Annotated in this window: 11 protein-coding genes and 6 pseudogenes; 15 read left to right on the forward strand and 2 right to left on the reverse strand. The window is 59.4% G+C overall.

The window, feature by feature from the left end; all coding sequences use genetic code 11:
* Nucleotides 1-11 precede the first annotated feature (11 nt).
* Nucleotides 12-395, reverse strand: coding sequence for an ATP-dependent Clp protease adapter ClpS (gene clpS / locus LJU32_21380; GenBank protein WKV88076.1), 384 nt, complete (start codon nt 393-395; stop codon nt 12-14).
* A gap of 222 nt (nt 396-617) precedes the next feature.
* Between clpS and LJU32_21385 the strand changes: the two are divergent.
* Nucleotides 618-791, forward strand: a pseudogene (locus tag LJU32_21385) (cold shock domain-containing protein).
* A 187-nt stretch (nt 792-978) separates the two neighbouring features.
* On the opposite strand, the gene icd reads toward LJU32_21385, so the two are convergent.
* Entirely contained in the window at nt 979-2,235 is a 1,257-nt protein-coding gene (gene icd / locus LJU32_21390; GenBank protein WKV88077.1) for an NADP-dependent isocitrate dehydrogenase, read from the reverse strand.
* A gap of 481 nt (nt 2,236-2,716) precedes the next feature.
* Between icd and LJU32_21395 the strand changes: the two are divergent.
* The 14 genes and pseudogenes from LJU32_21395 to nuoF all read left to right on the forward strand — a co-directional run bounded on the left by LJU32_21395 (nt 2,717) and on the right by nuoF (nt 18,784).
* Nucleotides 2,717-4,941: pseudogene (locus tag LJU32_21395) on the forward strand (NADP-dependent isocitrate dehydrogenase).
* A gap of 220 nt (nt 4,942-5,161) precedes the next feature.
* Nucleotides 5,162-5,608, forward strand: coding sequence for an NUDIX hydrolase (locus LJU32_21400; protein ID WKV88078.1), 447 nt, complete (start codon nt 5,162-5,164; stop codon nt 5,606-5,608).
* Between the two features lie 59 nt (nt 5,609-5,667).
* Nucleotides 5,668-6,791, forward strand: a pseudogene (mnmA, locus tag LJU32_21405) (tRNA 2-thiouridine(34) synthase MnmA).
* The gene (hflD, locus tag LJU32_21410; protein WKV88079.1) at nt 6,788-7,411 is read left to right on the forward strand and encodes a high frequency lysogenization protein HflD; all 624 of its coding nucleotides are present in this window, start codon (nt 6,788-6,790) and stop codon (nt 7,409-7,411) included. Before mnmA ends, hflD begins: the two are co-directional and overlap by 4 nt.
* A gap of 126 nt (nt 7,412-7,537) precedes the next feature.
* Nucleotides 7,538-8,907 (forward strand): annotated as a pseudogene (purB, locus tag LJU32_21415) (adenylosuccinate lyase).
* Between the two features lie 85 nt (nt 8,908-8,992).
* Nucleotides 8,993-10,162 carry a cupin domain-containing protein gene (locus LJU32_21420; protein ID WKV88080.1) on the forward strand — a complete coding sequence of 390 codons (1,170 nt, stop codon included), beginning with the start codon at nt 8,993-8,995 and terminating at the stop codon, nt 10,160-10,162.
* Nucleotides 10,155-10,580, forward strand: coding sequence for a GNAT family N-acetyltransferase (locus LJU32_21425; protein ID WKV88081.1), 426 nt, complete (start codon nt 10,155-10,157; stop codon nt 10,578-10,580). The genes LJU32_21420 and LJU32_21425 overlap by 8 nt, the downstream gene beginning before the upstream one ends.
* 287 nt (nt 10,581-10,867) lie before the next feature.
* Complete coding sequence (locus tag LJU32_21430; protein WKV88082.1) at nt 10,868-11,629, forward strand: secretin; 762 nt, start codon at nt 10,868-10,870, stop codon at nt 11,627-11,629.
* A 473-nt stretch (nt 11,630-12,102) separates the two neighbouring features.
* Nucleotides 12,103-13,427: pseudogene (gene aceA, locus LJU32_21435) on the forward strand (isocitrate lyase).
* 553 nt (nt 13,428-13,980) lie between these two features.
* A complete protein-coding gene (locus tag LJU32_21440) occupies nt 13,981-14,394 on the forward strand; it encodes an NADH-quinone oxidoreductase subunit A (protein WKV88083.1) in 414 nt (137 codons plus the stop codon).
* A gap of 10 nt (nt 14,395-14,404) precedes the next feature.
* The gene (locus tag LJU32_21445; protein ID WKV88084.1) at nt 14,405-15,079 is read left to right on the forward strand and encodes an NADH-quinone oxidoreductase subunit B; all 675 of its coding nucleotides are present in this window, start codon (nt 14,405-14,407) and stop codon (nt 15,077-15,079) included.
* Nucleotides 15,080-15,148: 69 nt separating this feature from the next.
* On the forward strand, nt 15,149-16,933 hold the full coding sequence (nuoC, locus tag LJU32_21450; GenBank protein ID WKV88085.1) for an NADH-quinone oxidoreductase subunit C/D: 1,785 nt from the start codon (nt 15,149-15,151) through the stop codon (nt 16,931-16,933).
* A gap of 2 nt (nt 16,934-16,935) precedes the next feature.
* On the forward strand, nt 16,936-17,433 hold the full coding sequence (nuoE, locus tag LJU32_21455; GenBank protein WKV88086.1) for an NADH-quinone oxidoreductase subunit NuoE: 498 nt from the start codon (nt 16,936-16,938) through the stop codon (nt 17,431-17,433).
* Nucleotides 17,430-18,784: pseudogene (nuoF, locus tag LJU32_21460) on the forward strand (NADH-quinone oxidoreductase subunit NuoF). The gene nuoE and the pseudogene nuoF overlap by 4 nt, the downstream one beginning before the upstream one ends.
* Nucleotides 18,785-18,871 lie beyond the last annotated feature (87 nt).

An 18,871-nucleotide genomic window follows, 5' to 3' on the forward strand; every position in this document is an offset into this window, starting at 1 on the left:
GTGGTCGGCGATTAACCGTCCTTCTCGATTTCACAGAGTAGCGGATGCTGGCTTTCCCTGGCGTACTGGTTGACCTGCATGGCCTTTGTCTCGGCGATGTCGCGGGTAAACACTCCACATACTGCCCGGCCTTCTGTATGGACGGCCAGCATGACCTTGGTCGCCAGCTCGCGATTCAGGTTAAAAAACACCTCGAGCACTTCGACGACGAAATCCATCGGTGTGTAGTCATCGTTGAACAAAACCACCTTGTACATCGGCGGCGCCTGTAACGCGGGCTTTGCTTCCTGAACAGCAACGCCTGCCGAATCGTCGTCGTGCTCCTGTGGAAGATCCTTTTGGAGAAGCGGGCGATCCTGATTGAATGTTAGTCGAATCTGGCTGATTGCATGCATGGAAAAAAGGTTCGTCAGTTGTGCGAATACAGTGGTGGGGGCGGTTGCACACGTTTTCAACTACGACTGCCCGGTCACCTTGACTATCGGGAAAACGGTGTTACAACCAATAGAGCCCACAGTGGGTAAAAAGATCCGCGGAGTCAATTCTTTTATCGAATTCGATTGCGGATGTCGTGGATGATACTCCAGCGATGGAGTCTGTTGCAGAGGGATTTGAGCATGGCTGTCGGCAAGGTGAAATGGTTCAACAATGCCAAGGGGTACGGCTTCATCATTGAGGATGGCAAGTCGGAAGACCTGTTTGCGCATTACACGGCGATCAAGATGGATGGATATAAGACCCTTAAGGCCGGGCAAGCCGTGAAATTTGACATCATCCAAGGGCCAAAGGGCCTGCATGCAATCGAAATTCACAACGTCGTCATTGCAGCGCCCGACCCGGCTGTCGGCGGTGCAGTCGGCGCCGCTGCTGCGGCCGCCGCTGCCACGGCCAAAGCGATGAGCTGACTGATTTCCACCTGAACATCAGCCACAAAAAAACCGCCTGAAAATTCAGGCGGTTTTTTTGGTTGTCCGCGTTTTACATATGCGAAATCAACGCATCGCCGAACCCCGAAGACGAAACCAGCTTGGCCCCATCCATCAAACGCTCGAAATCATAAGTAACAGTCTTCGCGCTGATCGCACCGTTGGTGCCCTTGATGATCAGGTCCGCCGCTTCGGTCCAGCCCATATGACGCAACATCATCTCTGCCGAGAGAATCAGCGAGCCCGGGTTGACTTGGTCCTTGCCGGCATATTTTGGCGCGGTACCGTGGGTCGCTTCGAACATCGCCACGGTATCGGAGAGGTTGGCGCCCGGCGCAATACCGATACCACCGACTTCTGCCGCCAGGGCATCGGACAGATAGTCACCGTTGAGGTTGAGCGTAGCGATCACATCGTATTCGGCCGGACGCAGCAGGATCTGCTGGAGCATGGCGTCGGCGATAGCGTCCTTGACCACAACGTTCTTGCCGGTTTTCGGGTTTTTGAACTGCATCCACGGACCGCCGTCGAGCAGAGTCGCGCCGAATTCTTCGGCCGCCACTTCATAGGCCCATTCCTTGAAGGCACCTTCGGTGAACTTCATGATGTTGCCTTTGTGCACGATGGTCAGCGAGTCGCGATCATTGTCGACCACGTATTGCAGGGCTTTACGCGCCAGACGCTTGGTCCCTTCGCGCGATACCGGCTTGACGCCGATGCCGCAATTTTCGTCGAAACGGATCTTGGTGACGCCCATTTCTTCTTTAAGGAATTTGATGACCTTGGTGGCTTCCGGCGAACCGGCCTTCCACTCGATACCGGCGTAAATGTCTTCGGAGTTCTCGCGGAAAATGGTCATGTCGACGTCGCCGGGTTTTTTCACCGGGCTCGGCACGCCTTCGAACCAGCGCACCGGGCGCAGGCAGACGTACAGGTCGAGCTGCTGACGCAGGGCCACGTTCAGCGAGCGGATGCCGCCACCGACCGGGGTGGTCAGCGGGCCTTTGATGGAAACCACGTAATCCTTGACTGCGTCGAGGGTTTCCTGCGGCAGCCAGGTGTCCTGGTCATAAACCTGAGTGGCTTTTTCGCCGGCGTAGACTTCCATCCAGGAAATCTTGCGCTTGCCGCCGTAGGCCTTTTCAACAGCAGCATCGACAACCTTGATCATCACCGGACTGATGTCGACACCAATACCGTCACCTTCGATGAAGGGGATGATCGGGTTATCAGGAACATTGAGAGAATGGTCTGCATTGACAGTGATTTTGTCACCGACGGCTGGAACCTGAATCTTCTTGTAACCCATGCTGAACTCCATTGTTTGGATTGAACACCTGGCTTGCTTCGAGCGTAACCCAGTTGTATCAACACGCAAACCCTATGTTCCGCCGCCGCGCACATCTCGTTTCGTACAAGCCTGAAAGCAAAGGGAAAAGCGCCAAACTCCAGCATTCGTAACGAGTCTTTGCCCGATGCCGCCCTGCGACCTTTAGACCAATGGACGAGAATCGTTGCATATGAACCATCGGCAGATTGCCAGCTACCTATGTATAATGCCGCCCGCTGACCACAGGGTCACGACGGCTGGCCTCTCTAGCACGAGACTTTCCGCCTGATTGGTCGGGTTGTTACCGCAGCCTGACTGCTTGACGCTCTACTGATGCACCCAACATCACCGCGAAGAATCTCGACATTCGGTTCATGGATGACTTTGAACGAACGCGCTTACCCGGCGCCCCTCGAGTTTCTGCGCACGCTTTAGCAAAGAAGAGAGAGTTAATCCGAATATGCCCACCCGCTCGAAGATCATCTATACCTTCACCGACGAAGCTCCTGCCCTCGCCACCTATTCCCTGCTGCCGATCATCGAGGCTTACACCGCCTCGGCCGATATCGCCGTGGAAACCCGCGATATCTCTCTTGCAGCGCGCATCCTGGCAAGCTTCCCCGAGCAACTGGGCGACAAAGCCGTAGCCGACCACCTCGCCGAACTGGGCGACCTGGCCGTTACGCCTGAAGCCAACATCATCAAGCTGCCGAACATCAGTGCTTCGGTACCGCAACTGCAAGCCGCGATCAAAGAGCTGCAGGCGCAGGGCTACAACCTGCCGGACTACCCGGAAACCGTGACCAGCGACGCCGACAAAGACGCCAAGGCGCGTTACGACAAGGTCAAGGGCAGCGCCGTGAACCCGGTTCTGCGCGAAGGCAACTCCGACCGCCGCGCTCCGCTGTCGGTGAAGAACTACGCACGCAAGCACCCGCACAAAATGGGCGCCTGGGCCAAAGACTCCAAGTCCCACGTTGCGCACATGAGCACCGGCGATTTCTACGGCAGCGAAAAAGCTGTCCTGATCGACGCCGCTGACGCTGTGAAGATCGAACTGATCGCCAAAGACGGTGCTGCCACCGTTCTGAAAGAAAAACCACCGTTCAGGCTGGCGAGATCCTCGACTGCGCCGTGATGAGCAAAAACGCCCTGCGTGCGTTCATCGCTGCCGAAATCGAAAGTGCCAAGGCCCAGGGCGTGCTGCTCTCGGTGCACTTGAAAGCGACCATGATGAAGGTCTCCGACCCGATCATGTTCGGCCAGATCGTTGCCGAGTTCTATAAAGACGCACTGACCAAGCACGCTGACGTGCTGAACCAGATCGGCTTCAACCTGAACAACGGCATCGGCGATCTGTACGCACGGATCAAGGCCCTCCCGGCCGAGCAGCAAGCGCAGATCGAAGCCGATATCGCCGCGGTCTACGCCGTTCGTCCGTCGCTGGCGATGGTCAACTCCGACAAGGGCATCACCAACCTGCACGTGCCGAGCGACGTCATCGTCGACGCCTCGATGCCAGCGATGATCCGTGACTCCGGCAAGATGTGGGGCACCGACGGCCAGCTGCACGACACCAAGGCTGTGATCCCGGATCGCTGCTACGCGACCATCTACCAGGCCGTGATCGAAGATTGCAAAGCCAACGGCGCTTTCGACCCGACCACCATGGGCAGCGTGCCGAACGTCGGTCTGATGGCGAAGAAAGCCGAAGAGTACGGCTCCCACGACAAGACTTTCCAGATCAAGGCAGACGGTGTTGTTCGCGTCACCGACAGCAAAGGCAAGCTGCTGATGGAGCAGGCTGTCGAAGCCGGCGATATCTTCCGCATGTGCCAGACCAAAGACGCGCCGATCCAGGACTGGGTCAAACTGGCCGTTAACCGTGCCCGCGCGAGCAGCACGCCGGCGATCTTCTGGCTCGACCCGATGCGCGCTCACGATGGCGTAGTGATCGAGAAGGTTCAGGCTTACCTGAAGGATCACGACACCAGCGGTCTGGACATCCAGATCATGGCGCCGGTCGATGCGATGAAGTACACCCTGCAGCGCACCCGCGAAGGCAAGGACACCATTTCGGTGACCGGCAACGTACTGCGCGACTACCTGACCGACCTGTTCCCGATCATGGAACTGGGCACCAGCGCCAAGATGCTGTCGATCGTGCCGCTGATGAACGGCGGTGGTCTGTTCGAAACCGGCGCTGGCGGTTCGGCGCCGAAGCACGTGCAGCAACTGGTTGAAGAGAACTTCCTGCGCTGGGATTCGCTGGGTGAATTCCTCGCCCTCGCCGCTTCCCTCGAGCATCTGGGCGTGAACTACAACAACCCGAAAGCGCTGGTGCTGTCGAAAACCCTGGACCAGGCCACCGGCCAGTTCCTCGACAACAACAAGTCGCCATCGCGTAAAGTCGGCAACATCGACAACCGCGGCAGCCACTTCTACCTGGCGATGTACTGGGCTCAGGCCCTGGCGGCCCAGACTGAAGACGCGGCACTGCAAGCGCAGTTCGCAACCCTGGCCAAAACCCTGACCGAGAACGAAGCAACCATCGTTGCCGAACTCAACGCCGTTCAGGGCAAGCCAGTCGACATCGGCGGTTACTACCACGCCGACGCCGAGCTGATCAGCAAGGCCATGCGCCCAAGCGCAACCTTCAACGCGGCGATCGCTGCGCTGGTTTAAGGTTGTAATGGGAACATCACAAACCCCGGCCTTGTGCCGGGGTTTGTGTTTCCGGGTTTTGTGATCACCACAAAACTTTGTGGGAGCTGGCTTGCCAGCGATGGCAGTTTATCATCCAGCATGGATGGTGACTGAACCACCGCTATCGCTGCGATGCGGCGTTCCGACAAGCCAGCTCCCACAGGGATTGGGGTTTAACCAACAGATTGAGGAAGGTTTCATGGAATGGCTCCCCCACATCACCGTCGCCACCATCGTCGAGGACAACGGCCGTTTTTTGATGGTTGAAGAGCACAAGGGCGGGCGCAACGTGCTCAACCAGCCCGCCGGGCATCTCGATCCGGATGAAACCCTGATCGACGCGGCGATTCGCGAAACCCTCGAAGAAACCGGTTGGGACGTCGAACCCACCGGCGTGATCGGCATTTATCTGTACACCGCGCCGAGCAACGGCGTGACTTACCAGCGCATATGCTTCAGCGCCAAAGCCGTGCAGCATCACCCGGATTACCAACTCGACGACGGCATCGTCGGCGCCAAGTGGCTGACCCGCGACGAATTAGTCGCCCAGCGCGACAACTGGCGCAGCGAGCTGATCATCCGTTGCATTGACGATTATCTGGCCGGTCATCACTTCAGCCTCGAACTGATCCGCCCTTCTCTTTAGCCTTGCGGCCGCGAGCCTGATAGAATCGCGCCCTTTTCCAAGACACTCATTGAATCCCTATGCGTGATCCAGCCCCTTCTGACACATCCAAGAAGCGCGTCATTGTCGGCATGTCCGGCGGCGTGGACTCTTCCGTTTCCGCCCTTCTGCTGATCGAGCAGGGTTACGAAGTGGAAGGCCTGTTCATGAAGAACTGGGAAGAAGACGACGGAACGGAATACTGCACCGCCATGGACGACCTGGCGGATGCTCAGGCTGTCTGCGACAAGATTGGCATCAAGCTGCACACCGCCAACTTCGCGGCCGAGTACTGGGACAACGTGTTCGAGCACTTTCTCGCCGAATACAAGGCTGGGCGCACGCCGAACCCGGACATCCTGTGCAACCGCGAGATCAAGTTCAAAGCCTTCCTCGACTACGCGATGATGCTCGGCGCTGACCTGATCGCCACCGGCCACTACGTGCGCCGCCGCGACATCGATGGCCGCACCGAACTGCTCAAGGGCCTCGATCCGAACAAGGATCAGAGCTACTTCCTGCACGCCGTCGGCGGCGAACAGATCGCCAAGACCCTGTTCCCGGTCGGCGAGCTGGAAAAGCCTGAAGTCCGCGCGATTGCCGAGAAGTACGAACTGGCCACCGCCAAGAAGAAGGATTCCACCGGGATCTGCTTCATCGGCGAGCGCCGCTTCAGCGATTTCCTCAAGCAATACCTGCCGGCACAACCGGGTGAGATCAAGACCACCGAAGGCGAAGTCATCGGCCGTCACCACGGCTTGATGTACCACACCATCGGCCAGCGCCAGGGCCTCGGCATCGGCGGCTTGAAGGATGCCGGCGATGAGCCGTGGTACGTGCTGCGCAAGGATCTGCAGACCAACGAGCTGATCGTCGGCCAAGGCAACAACCATCCGTGGCTGTTCTCCAGCGCCCTGCTCGCTTCGGAAATCTACTGGGTCAACCCGATCGACCTGAGCCAGCCGCTGCGCCTGACAGCGAAAGTGCGTTATCGCCAGAGCGATCAGGCCTGCACCCTGGAAAAACCGCCAGCGGTTATCGCGCCGTGTTCGACGAACCGCAACGCGCGGTGACGCCGGGCCAGTCGGTCGTTTTCTATGACGGCGAAATCTGTCTCGGCGGCGGCGTGATCGAAGTAGCCGAGCCGTGGAGCAGTCAGGCATGAGCCCGACTCAGGAGCAACTGACAGCGCTGGGCGGTGTATTTCTCGCCGCCGTGCTGGTGGATCGCATCGCCAAGACCGGCCAGACCAACGAAGCCGGCCTGAGCTGCATGCTCGGCAGCCTGCTGGTGCGGGATCCGAAAGATACGCTGGACGTGTACGGTGGCGATGACATCAATCTGCGCGAAGGCTATCGCGCGTTGATTGGCGCACTGGAGCGCGACCCGAGCACCTTGCAGCGCGAGCCATTGCGCTACGCGCTGTCGATGCTCGGTCTGGAGCGGCAACTGGCCAAGCGTGACGACATGCTCGAGACGATTGCCAAACGCCTGCCGCAGATTCAGTCACAGGTGGAGCATTTTGGCCCGGCTCATGAAAACGTCGTCGCCGCTTGCGGTGCGTTGTATCAGGACACGTTGAGCACCCTGCGCCAACGCATTCAGGTGCACGGCGACATGCGCAACCTGCAGCAGCCGAGCAACGCCTCGAAGATCCGCGCCCTGCTGCTCGCGGGTATCCGCTCGGCGCGCCTGTGGCGTCAGCTCGGGGGTCATCGCTGGCAGTTGGTGATCAGCCGCCGCAAGTTACTCAAAGAGCTTTATCCGTTGATGCGCAGCGAGTAAACGCCGCGTCATGAAGGCTTTGTAGTCTGTAACGCGTAATACGCCGGTCAGTTGGCGACGGACCGGCGGATTTTTTCATGTATGATACGCGCCCCATTTCGTTGCCCGACTGTCCGAGAACACCCCATGCAGCTCTCTTCGCTCACTGCGGTTTCCCTGTTGACGGCCGCTACGCCGGCAAAACCCAGGCCCTGCGCCCGATTTTCAGCGAGTACGGCCTGATCCGTGCCCGCGTTCTGGTTGAAGTGCGCTGGCTCCAGCGCCTGGCCGCCCACGCTGGTATCCCTGAAGTACCGGCCTTCTCCGCCGAGGCCAACGCCGTTCTCAACGAACTGGCTGAAAACTTCTCGCTGGAGCACGCCGAGCGCGTCAAAGAAATCGAGCGCACCACCAACCACGACGTGAAAGCGATCGAATACCTGCTCAAGGAGCAGGCGGCCAAGCTGCCGGAGCTGGCCAAGGTCAGCGAATTCATCCACTTTGCCTGCACCAGCGAAGACATCAACAACCTGTCCCACGCCTTGATGCTGCGTGAAGGCCGTGACGACGTGATGCTGCCGCTGATGCGCCAGACCGCCAACGCCATCCGCGAACTGGCCATCCGTTTCGCCGACGTGCCGATGCTGTCGCGCACCCACGGCCAGCCGGCTTCGCCGACTACTCTGGGTAAAGAACTGGCCAACGTGGTTTACCGTCTCGAGCGCCAGATCGCTCAGGTCGCTGCCGTACCGCTGCTCGGCAAGATCAACGGTGCTGTCGGCAACTACAACGCGCACCTGTCGGCCTACCCGCAGATCGACTGGGAAGCCAATGCCCGCGCCTTCATCGAAGACGAGCTGGGCCTGGGCTTCAACCCGTACACAACGCAGATCGAACCGCACGACTACATCGCCGAGCTGTTCGACGCCATTGCACGCTTCAACACCATCCTGATCGACTTCGACCGCGACATCTGGGGCTATATCTCCCTGGGTTATTTCAAGCAGCGCACGATCGCTGGCGAAATCGGTTCGTCGACCATGCCGCACAAGGTCAATCCGATCGACTTCGAAAATTCCGAAGGCAACCTGGGCATCGCCAACGCACTGTTCCAGCACCTGGCGAGCAAGCTGCCGATTTCCCGCTGGCAGCGCGACCTGACCGACTCCACCGTCCTGCGCAACCTCGGTGTCGGCTTCGCCCACAGCGTGATCGCATACGAAGCCAGCCTCAAAGGCATCAGCAAACTCGAGCTCAACGAGCAGAAGATTGCCGCCGACCTCGATGCTTGCTGGGAAGTACTGGCCGAGCCGATCCAGACCGTGATGCGTCGCTACAACATCGAAAACCCGTACGAAAAGCTGAAAGAACTGACCCGTGGCAAGGGCATCAGCCCTGAAGCGCTGCAGACTTTCATCGATGGCCTGGACATGCCAGCCGAAGCCAAAGCCGAGCTCAAGCAACTGACCCCGGCCAACTACATCGGCAACGCTGTGGCACAAGCCAAACGCATCTGATCGACCGTTTGCCCCGTTTGAGACGCCCGGCCGCGCCGGGCGTTTTTATTCCCGTCTGAAAAGTGCTTTTTTCAATAGGTTACATATGAATTCCGATATTCCTCTTCAACTTCTGGGCGGCCTCACAGCACGCGAATTCCTGCGTGACTACTGGCAGAAAAAACCGCTGCTGATCCGTCAGGCGATTCCTGACTTCGAAAGCCCGATCGACGCCGACGAACTGGCCGGCCTGGCCCTGGAAGAAGAAGTCGAATCGCGCTTGGTCATCGAGCACGGCGAGCGTCCATGGGAACTGCGTCGCGGCCCGTTCGCCGAAGACGAGTTCAGCAAATTGCCAGAGAAAGAGTGGACCCTGCTGGTGCAGGCGGTTGACCAGTTCGTGCCGGAAGTCAGCGAGCTGCTGGAAAACTTCCGCTTCCTGCCGAGCTGGCGCGTCGATGACGTGATGATCAGCTTCGCTGCCCCGGGTGGCAGCGTCGGCCCGCATTTCGACAATTACGATGTGTTCCTGCTGCAGGGCCACGGCAAGCGCAACTGGAAAATCGGCCAGATGTGCGATTCCGAGAGCCCGCTGCTGCAACACGCCGACCTGCGCATCCTCGCTGAATTCCACGAAACCGAAGAATGGGTGCTGGAACCGGGCGACATGCTCTACCTGCCGCCGCGCCTGGCCCATTGCGGTGTCGCGGTCGACAACTGCATGACCTACTCGGTCGGCTTCCGCGCGCCGAGTGCCGCTGAAGTGCTGACCCACTTCACCGACTTCCTCAGCCAGTTCCTGACCGACGAAGAGCGCTACACCGATGCCGACGCCAAGCCGGCGGTCGATCCGCACCAGATTCAACACGATGCGCTGGATCGCCTGAAAAGCCTGCTCGCTGAACACATGAGCGATGAGCGTCTGCTGCTGACCTGGTTCGGTCAATACATGACGGAGCCGCGCTACCCGGAACTGGTGGTCGGCCCGGAAGACGTCGAAGAAGAAGACTTCCTCGCCGCCCTGCAGGACGGCGCCGTACTGATCCGCAACCCGAGCGCGCGCCTGGCCTGGTCGGAAGTCGACGACGATCTGCTGCTGTTCGCCAGTGGCCAGAGCCGTTACCTGCCGGGCAAGCTGCGCGAACTGCTGAAGCTGATCTGCGCGGCTGACGCCCTGCACGCCGACAACCTCGGCGAATGGCTGAGCGACGAAGACGGCCGCAGCCTGCTCTGCGAACTGGTCAAGCAAGGAAGCCTGGGGTTCGCCGATGAATAAAATTCGCGTTCGTGTCGCAGACTGGCAGAAGGATATCGCCGAGATCCGGCGCATTCGTGAAACGGTGTTCATCGCCGAACAATCGGTGCCACCCGAGCTTGAGTGGGACGCCGATGACGCGACCGCCGTGCATTTTCTGGCGTTCGAAGGCGACTTCCCGATCGGTACGGCGCGGCTGTTGCCCGACGGCCACATCGGCCGCGTTTCAGTACTCAAAGACTGGCGCGGGATGAAGGTCGGTGATGCGCTGATGCAAGCGGTCATCGCCGAAGCTGAAGCACGCGGTTTGAGGCAACAGAAGCTCAGCGCTCAGGTGCAAGCCACGGCGTTCTACGAGCGCCTGGGTTTCAGCCTGGTCAGCGAGGAATTCCTCGAAGCCGGGATTCCGCATGTCGACATGGTTCGGCATTCGGCCTGATTCCGAGACCTCCAGATCCCTGTGGCGAGGGATTTATCCCCGCTGGGCTGCGAAGCAGCCCCAAATCCAGCAAACTCGGTGAGTCAGTTAAATCGAGCGCGCTGGGTCGGCGACTGCTGCGCAGCCGAGCGGGGATAAATCCCCTCACCACAAAAGGCCGCCAGCACACCACAAAACGCCCCGCCATTTTCGGATGCCGGGGCGTTTTGCTGTCTACGATTCAACTTGCCCCACCCCGGGCCGACAAACTGGCAATATCAAGCCTTTCGAACGCGGAGATAACGGACATGTCCCTACGCACCCTGCTCACCACCCTGCTGCTCGGCTGCAGTTTTTCGGTGCTGGCAGCCACAGAAATCGTTCCCCTCAAATACCACACCAGCGCTGACATGCTGCCGGTCGCGCAGGACTTCATCGGCCAGGACGGTCAGGTCAGCGCTTATGGCAATCAACTGATCGTCAAAGCCGAGCCGGGCAAGATTCAGGAACTGAAGGACTTGCTGGCGCAACTCGATACCGCACCGAAGCGCTTGCTGATCACCGTCGACACCAACGAAAACAACGGCCGTGGCGACGAAGGTTATGCGGTCAATGGCGCCCAGCCGAGCCAGATCCGGATCATCAGCCGCAGCACTACCAGCCGCAACGGCGACGTTCAGCAAGTGCAGACCAGCGAAGGCACTCCGGCGCTGATTCAGGTTGGCCAGAGCGTGCCGATCACCAACACCCAGAGCGATTCCTACGGCGGTTACAGCAGCGAGACTCAATACCGCAACGTCACCCAAGGTTTCTACGTCACCGCCAGCGTCACCGGCGAAACCGTTCATCTGGCGATCAGTACCAACCGTGACCGCATGAGCCAGGAACGTCCCGATGTAGTGAACGTGCAAAGCACCGACACAACCGTCACCGGACGCCTCGGTGAGTGGATCACTCTGGCGGGCGCCAACAGCCAGACTCAGGCCGATAAACAGGGGCTGACCCGCAGCTACTCGACTCAAGGCCGGGATGACATGACCTTGCGGGTGAAAGTCGACACGCTGGACTAAAGCACCGAAAACTGACTGATTAGTCGTATTAGACGAAAGATGTAGTGCTTGAAAAAAGCACTACAAAACGTTTGACGCGAAAAAAAGCGAAGGCATGATGGCCTCGCTCCCGCTAATCAGAGGCCCTGGCAAGGGCCTTCGAAGCGCCGCTCGCACCTACCCCGCGAGCCGTTTCGTGTCTGTACCGCCCAAAAGGTGTGTTTGACGAGGTTGCCGACTGGAACGAAGTTGTCCCGAGGGACGGAAGCGTATTTAGGTAACCCGGCTTCACGCTGTTGTCCGTATAAAGGCCCACGACGCCCGCATGCGCCCCGCAGTCCGCCACTACCTGCTCACTTCCCCTCGAGCCCATCGTTCATCCCGTCGCCTACCCCGCCGAATCCGACTTGACCACCTAAGCTTCTGGTCAGCGAGCGCAGGAATTTTCCACCGCAGAACAACTTTTCATAAAAGACGCGACGAGGTTTATCTCCATGGCACTGACACGCGAACAGCAAATTGCAGCCCTCGAAAAAGACTGGGCCGAGAACCCGCGCTGGAAAGGCGTGACTCGCACTTACTCCGCTGCCGACGTGGTCCGCCTGCGTGGCTCGGTTCAGCCAGAGCACACCTTCGCGAAGATGGGCGCCGAGAAGCTGTGGAACCTGGTCACCCAGGGTGCCAAGCCGTCCTTCCGTCCAGAGAAAGATTTCGTCAACTGCATGGGCGCCCTGACTGGCGGCCAGGCTGTTCAGCAGGTCAAGGCCGGTATCCAGGCGATCTACCTGTCCGGCTGGCAGGTTGCTGCGGACAACAACTCCGCAGAATCGATGTACCCGGACCAGTCGCTGTACCCGGTGGACTCCGTACCAACCGTGGTCAAGCGCATCAACAACTCGTTCCGTCGTGCCGACCAGATCCAGTGGAAAGCTGGCAAGAACCCGGGCGACGATGGCTACATCGACTACTTCGCACCAATCGTGGCCGACGCTGAAGCCGGTTTCGGCGGCGTACTCAACGCCTACGAGCTGATGAAGAGCATGATCGAAGCAGGCGCCGCCGGCGTTCACTTCGAAGACCAACTGGCTTCGGTGAAGAAATGCGGCCACATGGGCGGCAAGGTTCTGGTGCCAACCCAGGAAGCCGTACAAAAGCTGACCGCTGCCCGTCTGGCAGCTGACGTTGCCGGCACGCCGACCATCATTCTGGCTCGCACCGACGCCAACGCGGCTGACCTGCTGACCTCCGACTGCGACCCGTACGATCAGCCATTCGTAACCGGCGAGCGTACTCAGGAAGGTTTCTACAAGGTACGTGCCGGCCTGGATCAAGCGATCGCCCGTGGCCTGGCTTACGCGCCGTATGCCGATCTGATCTGGTGCGAAACCGCCAAACCGGATCTGGAAGAAGCCCGTCGCTTCGCTGAAGCGATCAAAAGGAATACCCGGACCAGCTGCTGTCGTACAACTGCTCGCCTTCCTTCAACTGGAAGAAGAACCTGGACGACGCGACCATCGCCAAGTTCCAGCGCGAACTGTCCGCCATGGGCTACAAGCACCAGTTCATCACCCTGGCCGGCATTCACAACATGTGGCACAGCATGTTCAACCTGGCGCACGACTACGCCCGCAACGACATGACTGCCTACGTGAAGCTGCAAGAGCAGGAATTCGCTGACGCCGCCAAGGGTTACACCTTTGTTGCGCACCAGCAGGAAGTGGGCACTGGCTACTTCGACGACATGACCACCGTGATCCAGGGCGGCTCGTCCTCGGTGACCGCGCTGACCGGTTCGACCGAAGAAGAACAGTTCCACTGATTCGGCCTCACCTGAGCAAACGGCCTTTGCGGATCGAATAAAAAGCTAACCGCAGAGCCGCAAGACTGACGCCCCGACTGGATCGGGGCGTTTTTTTGCCTGGGGAAATCGATTCGCGCAGCTCCTACAGGGGATCTATGGCGTCAGCGCAAAACATTGATCTGAAGCGCTACAAGCGTCAGAAATTTCCGTTAAAACGGTAGGCTTCGCTACTTGCAGTAACGCGCAAGTAAGACAACTTCCCAGCCACTCACTCGTTAAACAGTTACAAAACCACGCCAAACGATATCAATTATCATTTAGCCGCAACTATGTTCGTTACAAACTCTACAAAACATAATTGATGCAAACCCGGCTAATGCCCGCAACGCATGGGCCGCAGCGCCTTCAGGAGGCGCTATGTCCTTAATCCGGTAAATAATTTCGCCTTTGGAATTTTACTTGCCGGGTGTTTAGCCATAAAATCAGCCCGATTGATTGCTGCGACATATCGTCACTGCCTTATTTCTTTATCAAGCTCAGAGACCTTTGCTCTCTGTTAAGGATTACCAGCATGCCCGAAGCGACAGGACTCATGGCCCACAACTGGGGCTTTGCCATTTTCCTTCTGGGTGTCGTCGGCCTGTGTGCCTTCATGCTTGGCGTCTCCAGCCTCCTCGGGTCAAAAGCCTGGGGTCGCAGCAAAAACGAACCGTTCGAGTCGGGCATGCTACCTACCGGTGGCGCCCGCTTGCGGCTCTCAGCCAAATTCTATCTGGTCGCGATGCTCTTCGTGATCTTCGATATCGAAGCCCTCTTTCTCTTTGCATGGTCTGTGTCCGTCCGCGAAAGCGGCTGGACCGGATTCGTCGAAGCTCTCGTTTTCATAGCAATTCTGTTGGCAGGTCTTGTCTACCTGTTCCGAGTGGGCGCCCTTGACTGGGCTCCGGAAGCTCGTCGCAAGCGGCAGGCGAAGCTGAAACAATGAGGCTTTGGCAATGCAATACAATCTCACCAGGATCGACCCCGATGCTCCTAACGAGCAGTATCCGATTGGCCAGCGGGAAACCGTTGCCGATCCGTTAGAAGATCAAGTCCACAAAAACATTTTCATGGGCAAGCTGGAAGACGTGCTGAGTGGCGCGGTCAACTGGGGACGTAAGAACTCCCTGTGGCCGTACAACTTCGGCCTGTCGTGCTGCTACGTGGAAATGACCACCGCCTTCACGGCGCCCCACGACATCGCGCGCTTTGGCGCCGAAGTGATCCGGGCCTCGCCGCGTCAGGCCGACTTCATGGTTATCGCCGGTACCTGCTTCATCAAGATGGCGCCGATCATCCAGCGTCTCTACGAGCAAATGCTCGAACCAAAATGGGTTATCTCCATGGGTTCGTGCGCCAACTCCGGTGGCATGTACGACATCTACTCTGTGGTTCAAGGGGTGGACAAGTTCTTGCCCGTGGACGTCTACGTACCTGGCTGCCCGCCCCGTCCGGAAGCTTTTCTGCAAGGCTTGATGCTGTTGCAGGAATCGATTGGACAGGAGCGTCGTCCGCTTTCCTGGGTCGTTGGTGATCAAGGCGTGTACCGCGCCGACATGCCATCGCAGAAGGAACAGCGCCGCGAACAGCGAATCGCAGTCACCAATCTGCGCAGCCCTGACGAAGTCTGATCCAGATCTGTTCTTAGTAACGAGAAGCTGGCTTCATTCTTTACGTTGACCGAAAGCGAAAAAATAACCATGACTACAGGCAGTGCTCTGTACATCCCGCCTTACAAGGCAGACGACCAGGATGTGGTCGTCGAACTGAACAACCGTTTTGGCGCCGAAGCGTTCACCACGCAGGCAACCCGCACCGGCATGCCGGTGCTGTGGGTGGCCCGTGCCAGACTGGTTGAAGTCCTGACTTTCCTGCGCAACCTGCCCAAGCCGTACGTCATGCTCTATGACCTGCACGGCGTGGACGAGCGTCTGCGCACCAAGCGTCAAGGGCTGCCGACCGGCGCCGATTTCACCGTGTTCTATCACCTCATGTCGCTGGAGCGTAATAGTGACGTGATGATCAAGGTGGCCTTGTCCGAAGGCGACCTCAGCATGCCTTCCGTCACCAGCATCTGGCCGAACGCCAACTGGTACGAGCGCGAAGTCTGGGACATGTTCGGCATCGACTTCAAAGGCCACCCGCACCTGTCGCGCATCATGATGCCGCCGACCTGGGAAGGTCACCCGCTGCGCAAGGACTTCCCGGCGCGCGCCACCGAATTCGATCCGTACAGCCTCAACCTCGCCAAGCAGCAGCTGGAAGAGGAAGCCGCGCGCTTCCGTCCGGAAGACTGGGGCATGAAGCGTTCCGGTGCCAACGAGGACTACATGTTCCTCAACCTCGGCCCGAACCACCCTTCGGCGCACGGTGCGTTCCGCATCATCCTGCAGCTGGACGGCGAAGAGATCGTCGATTGCGTCCCGGACATCGGTTACCACCACCGTGGCGCCGAGAAGATGGGCGAGCGTCAGTCCTGGCACAGCTACATTCCATACACCGACCGTATCGACTACCTCGGCGGCGTGATGAACAACCTGCCGTACGTGCTCTCGGTCGAGAAGCTCGCCGGCATCAAGGTGCCGCAGAAGGTCGACGTCATCCGCATCATGATGGCCGAGTTCTTCCGGATCACCAGTCACCTGCTGTTCCTGGGTACCTACATCCAGGACGTCGGCGCCATGACCCCGGTGTTCTTCACCTTCACCGACCGCCAGAAGGCGTACACGGTGATCGAAGCCATCACCGGTTTCCGTCTGCACCCGGCCTGGTACCGCATCGGCGGCGTCGCCCACGACCTGCCGCGCGGCTGGGAAAAACTGGTCAAGGATTTCGTCGAGTGGATGCCCAAGCGTCTGGACGAATACACCAAGGCCGCCCTGCAGAACAGCATCCTCAAGGGTCGTACCATCGGCGTTGCCGCCTACAACACCAAAGAGGCCCTGGAATGGGGCGTCACCGGTGCCGGCCTGCGTTCTACCGGTTGCGATTTCGACCTGCGTAAAGCGCGTCCGTATTCGGGCTACGAGAACTTCGAATTCGAAGTGCCGCTGGCCGTCAACGGCGATGCCTACGACCGCTGCATGGTCCGCGTCGAAGAGATGCGCCAGAGCATCAAGATCATCGATCAGTGCATGCGCAACATGCCGGAAGGCCCGTACAAGGCGGATCACCCGCTGACCACGCCGCCGCCGAAAGAGCGCACGCTGCAGCACATCGAAACCCTGATCACGCACTTCCTGCAGGTTTCGTGGGGCCCGGTCATGCCGGCCAACGAATCCTTCCAGATGATCGAAGCGACCAAGGGCATCAACAGTTATTACCTGACGAGCGACGGCGGCACCATGAGCTACCGTACCCGGATCCGTACTCCAAGCTTCCCGCATCTGCAACAGATCCCTTCGGTGATCAAAGGCAGCATGGTCGCGGACTTGATTGCGTACCTGGGTAGTATCGACTTCGTTATGGCCGACGTGGACCGCTAAGCATGAACAGCACGCTTATCCAGACAGACCGTTTCACCTTGAGTGAAACCGAGCGCTCGGCCATCGAGCACGAGCTGCATCACTACGAAGACCCGCGCGCGGCGTCGATCGAAGCCCTGAAGATCGTTCAGAAGGAACGCGGCTGGGTGCCGGACGGCGCCCTCTACGCGATCGGCGAAATCCTCGGCATCCCGGCCAGCGACGTTGAAGGCGTGGCGACGTTCTACAGCCAGATCTTCCGTCAACCGGTCGGCCGTCACATCATTCGCGTCTGCGACAGCATGGTCTGCTACATCGGCGGCCACGAGTCGGTGGTCAGCGAAATCCAGAACAATCTGGGCATCGGCCTGGGTCAGACCACCGCCGACGGTCGTTTCACCCTGCTGCCTGTCTGCTGCCTCGGCAACTGCGACAAGGCACCGGCGCTGATGATCGACGACGACACCTTTGGCGACGTGCAGCCTGCTGGCGTGGCCAAACTGCTCGAGGGCTACGTATGACCCTGACATCTTTTGGTCCAGCCAACCGCATCCAGCGTTCGGCCGAGACACACCCGCTGACCTGGCGTCTGCGCGATGACGGCGAAGCCGTGTGGCTCGACGAGTACCAGGCCAAGAACGGTTACGCCGCTGCGCGCAAAGCCTTCGCCGAGATGGATCAGGACGCGATCGTCCAGACCGTCAAAGACGCTGGCCTCAAGGGTCGCGGCGGCGCCGGCTTCCCCACTGGCGTGAAGTGGGGCCTGATGCCCAAGGACGAATCCATCAACATCCGCTACCTGCTGTGCAACGCGGATGAAATGGAGCCGAACACCTGGAAAGACCGCATGCTGATGGAGCAACTGCCCCATCTGCTGATCGAAGGCATGTTGATCAGTGCCCGCGCGCTGAAAACCTACCGTGGCTACATCTTCCTGCGCGGCGAATACACCACCGCCGCCAAGCACCTCAACCGTGCCGTGGAAGAAGCCAAGGCGGCCGGCCTGCTGGGCAAGAACATTCTCGGTTCGGGTTTCGATTTCGAGCTGTTCGTCCACACCGGCGCCGGGCGTTACATCTGCGGTGAAGAAACCGCACTGATCAACTCCTCGAAGGCCGCCGCGCCAACCCGCGCTCCAAGCCGCCCTTCCCTGCCGCCGTGGGCGTGTGGGGCAAGCCGACCTGCGTGAACAACGTCGAAACCCTGTGCAACGTGCCGGCGATCATTGCCGACGGCGTTGACTGGTACAAATCGTTGGCCCGTGAAGGTTCCGAAGACATGGGCACCAAGCTCATGGGCTTCTCCGGCAAGGTCAAGAACCCGGGCCTGTGGGAACTGCCATTCGGCGTCACCGGTCGTGAACTGTTCGAAGACTACGCCGGCGGCATGCGCGACGGCTTCAAGCTCAAGGCCTGGCAGCCAGGGGGCGCCGGTACCGGTTTCCTCCTGCCGGAGCACCTCGACGCACAAATGTATGCCGGCGGTATCGCCAAGGTCGGCACCCGGATGGGTACCGGTCTGGCGATGGCGGTGGATGACAGCGTCAACATGGTCTCGCTGCTGCGCAACATGGAGCAGTTCTTCGCTCGCGAATCCTGCGGTTTCTGCACCCCGTGCCGCGATGGTCTGCCGTGGAGCGTCAAGCTCCTGATGGCCATCGAACAGGGCAAGGGCCAGCCAGGCGACATCGAGACCCTGCTGGGTCTGGTCGGTTTCCTCGGCCCGGGCAAGACCTTCTGTGCTCATGCACCGGGTGCCGTGGAGCCGCTGGGCAGCGCCATCAAATACTTCCGTCCAGAGTTCGAAGCCGGTATTGCGCCTGTCAGCGCCGCCGTCCCGCCTCTGGCAAGGCCGATCGTAGTCGGCGCGTAAACGCTTAAAAAGGCGAAGGGTCCGTGCCCTTCGCCTTTCGTCCGATGACGCCCTTCGGGGCTGTTTGGATTCGGACGCATAACAAGA

This window comes from Pseudomonas sp. B21_DOA (genome assembly GCA_030544685.1).
GTDB lineage: Bacteria > Pseudomonadota > Gammaproteobacteria > Pseudomonadales > Pseudomonadaceae > Aquipseudomonas > Aquipseudomonas fluorescens_AO.

What these genes read in the sequence shown, in the direction of transcription:
- clpS (WKV88076.1), bottom strand. Translation starts at nt 395, where the DNA reads ATGCATGCAATCAGCCAGATTCGACTAACATTCAATCAGGATCGCCCG.
- icd (WKV88077.1), bottom strand. Translation starts at nt 2,235, where the DNA reads ATGGGTTACAAGAAGATTCAGGTTCCAGCCGTCGGTGACAAAATCACT.
- LJU32_21400 (WKV88078.1), top strand. Translation starts at nt 5,162, where the DNA reads ATGGAATGGCTCCCCCACATCACCGTCGCCACCATCGTCGAGGACAAC.
- hflD (WKV88079.1), top strand. Translation starts at nt 6,788, where the DNA reads ATGAGCCCGACTCAGGAGCAACTGACAGCGCTGGGCGGTGTATTTCTC.
- LJU32_21420 (WKV88080.1), top strand. Translation starts at nt 8,993, where the DNA reads ATGAATTCCGATATTCCTCTTCAACTTCTGGGCGGCCTCACAGCACGC.
- LJU32_21425 (WKV88081.1), top strand. Translation starts at nt 10,155, where the DNA reads ATGAATAAAATTCGCGTTCGTGTCGCAGACTGGCAGAAGGATATCGCC.
- LJU32_21430 (WKV88082.1), top strand. Translation starts at nt 10,868, where the DNA reads ATGTCCCTACGCACCCTGCTCACCACCCTGCTGCTCGGCTGCAGTTTT.
- LJU32_21440 (WKV88083.1), top strand. Translation starts at nt 13,981, where the DNA reads ATGCCCGAAGCGACAGGACTCATGGCCCACAACTGGGGCTTTGCCATT.
- LJU32_21445 (WKV88084.1), top strand. Translation starts at nt 14,405, where the DNA reads ATGCAATACAATCTCACCAGGATCGACCCCGATGCTCCTAACGAGCAG.
- nuoC (WKV88085.1), top strand. Translation starts at nt 15,149, where the DNA reads ATGACTACAGGCAGTGCTCTGTACATCCCGCCTTACAAGGCAGACGAC.
- nuoE (WKV88086.1), top strand. Translation starts at nt 16,936, where the DNA reads ATGAACAGCACGCTTATCCAGACAGACCGTTTCACCTTGAGTGAAACC.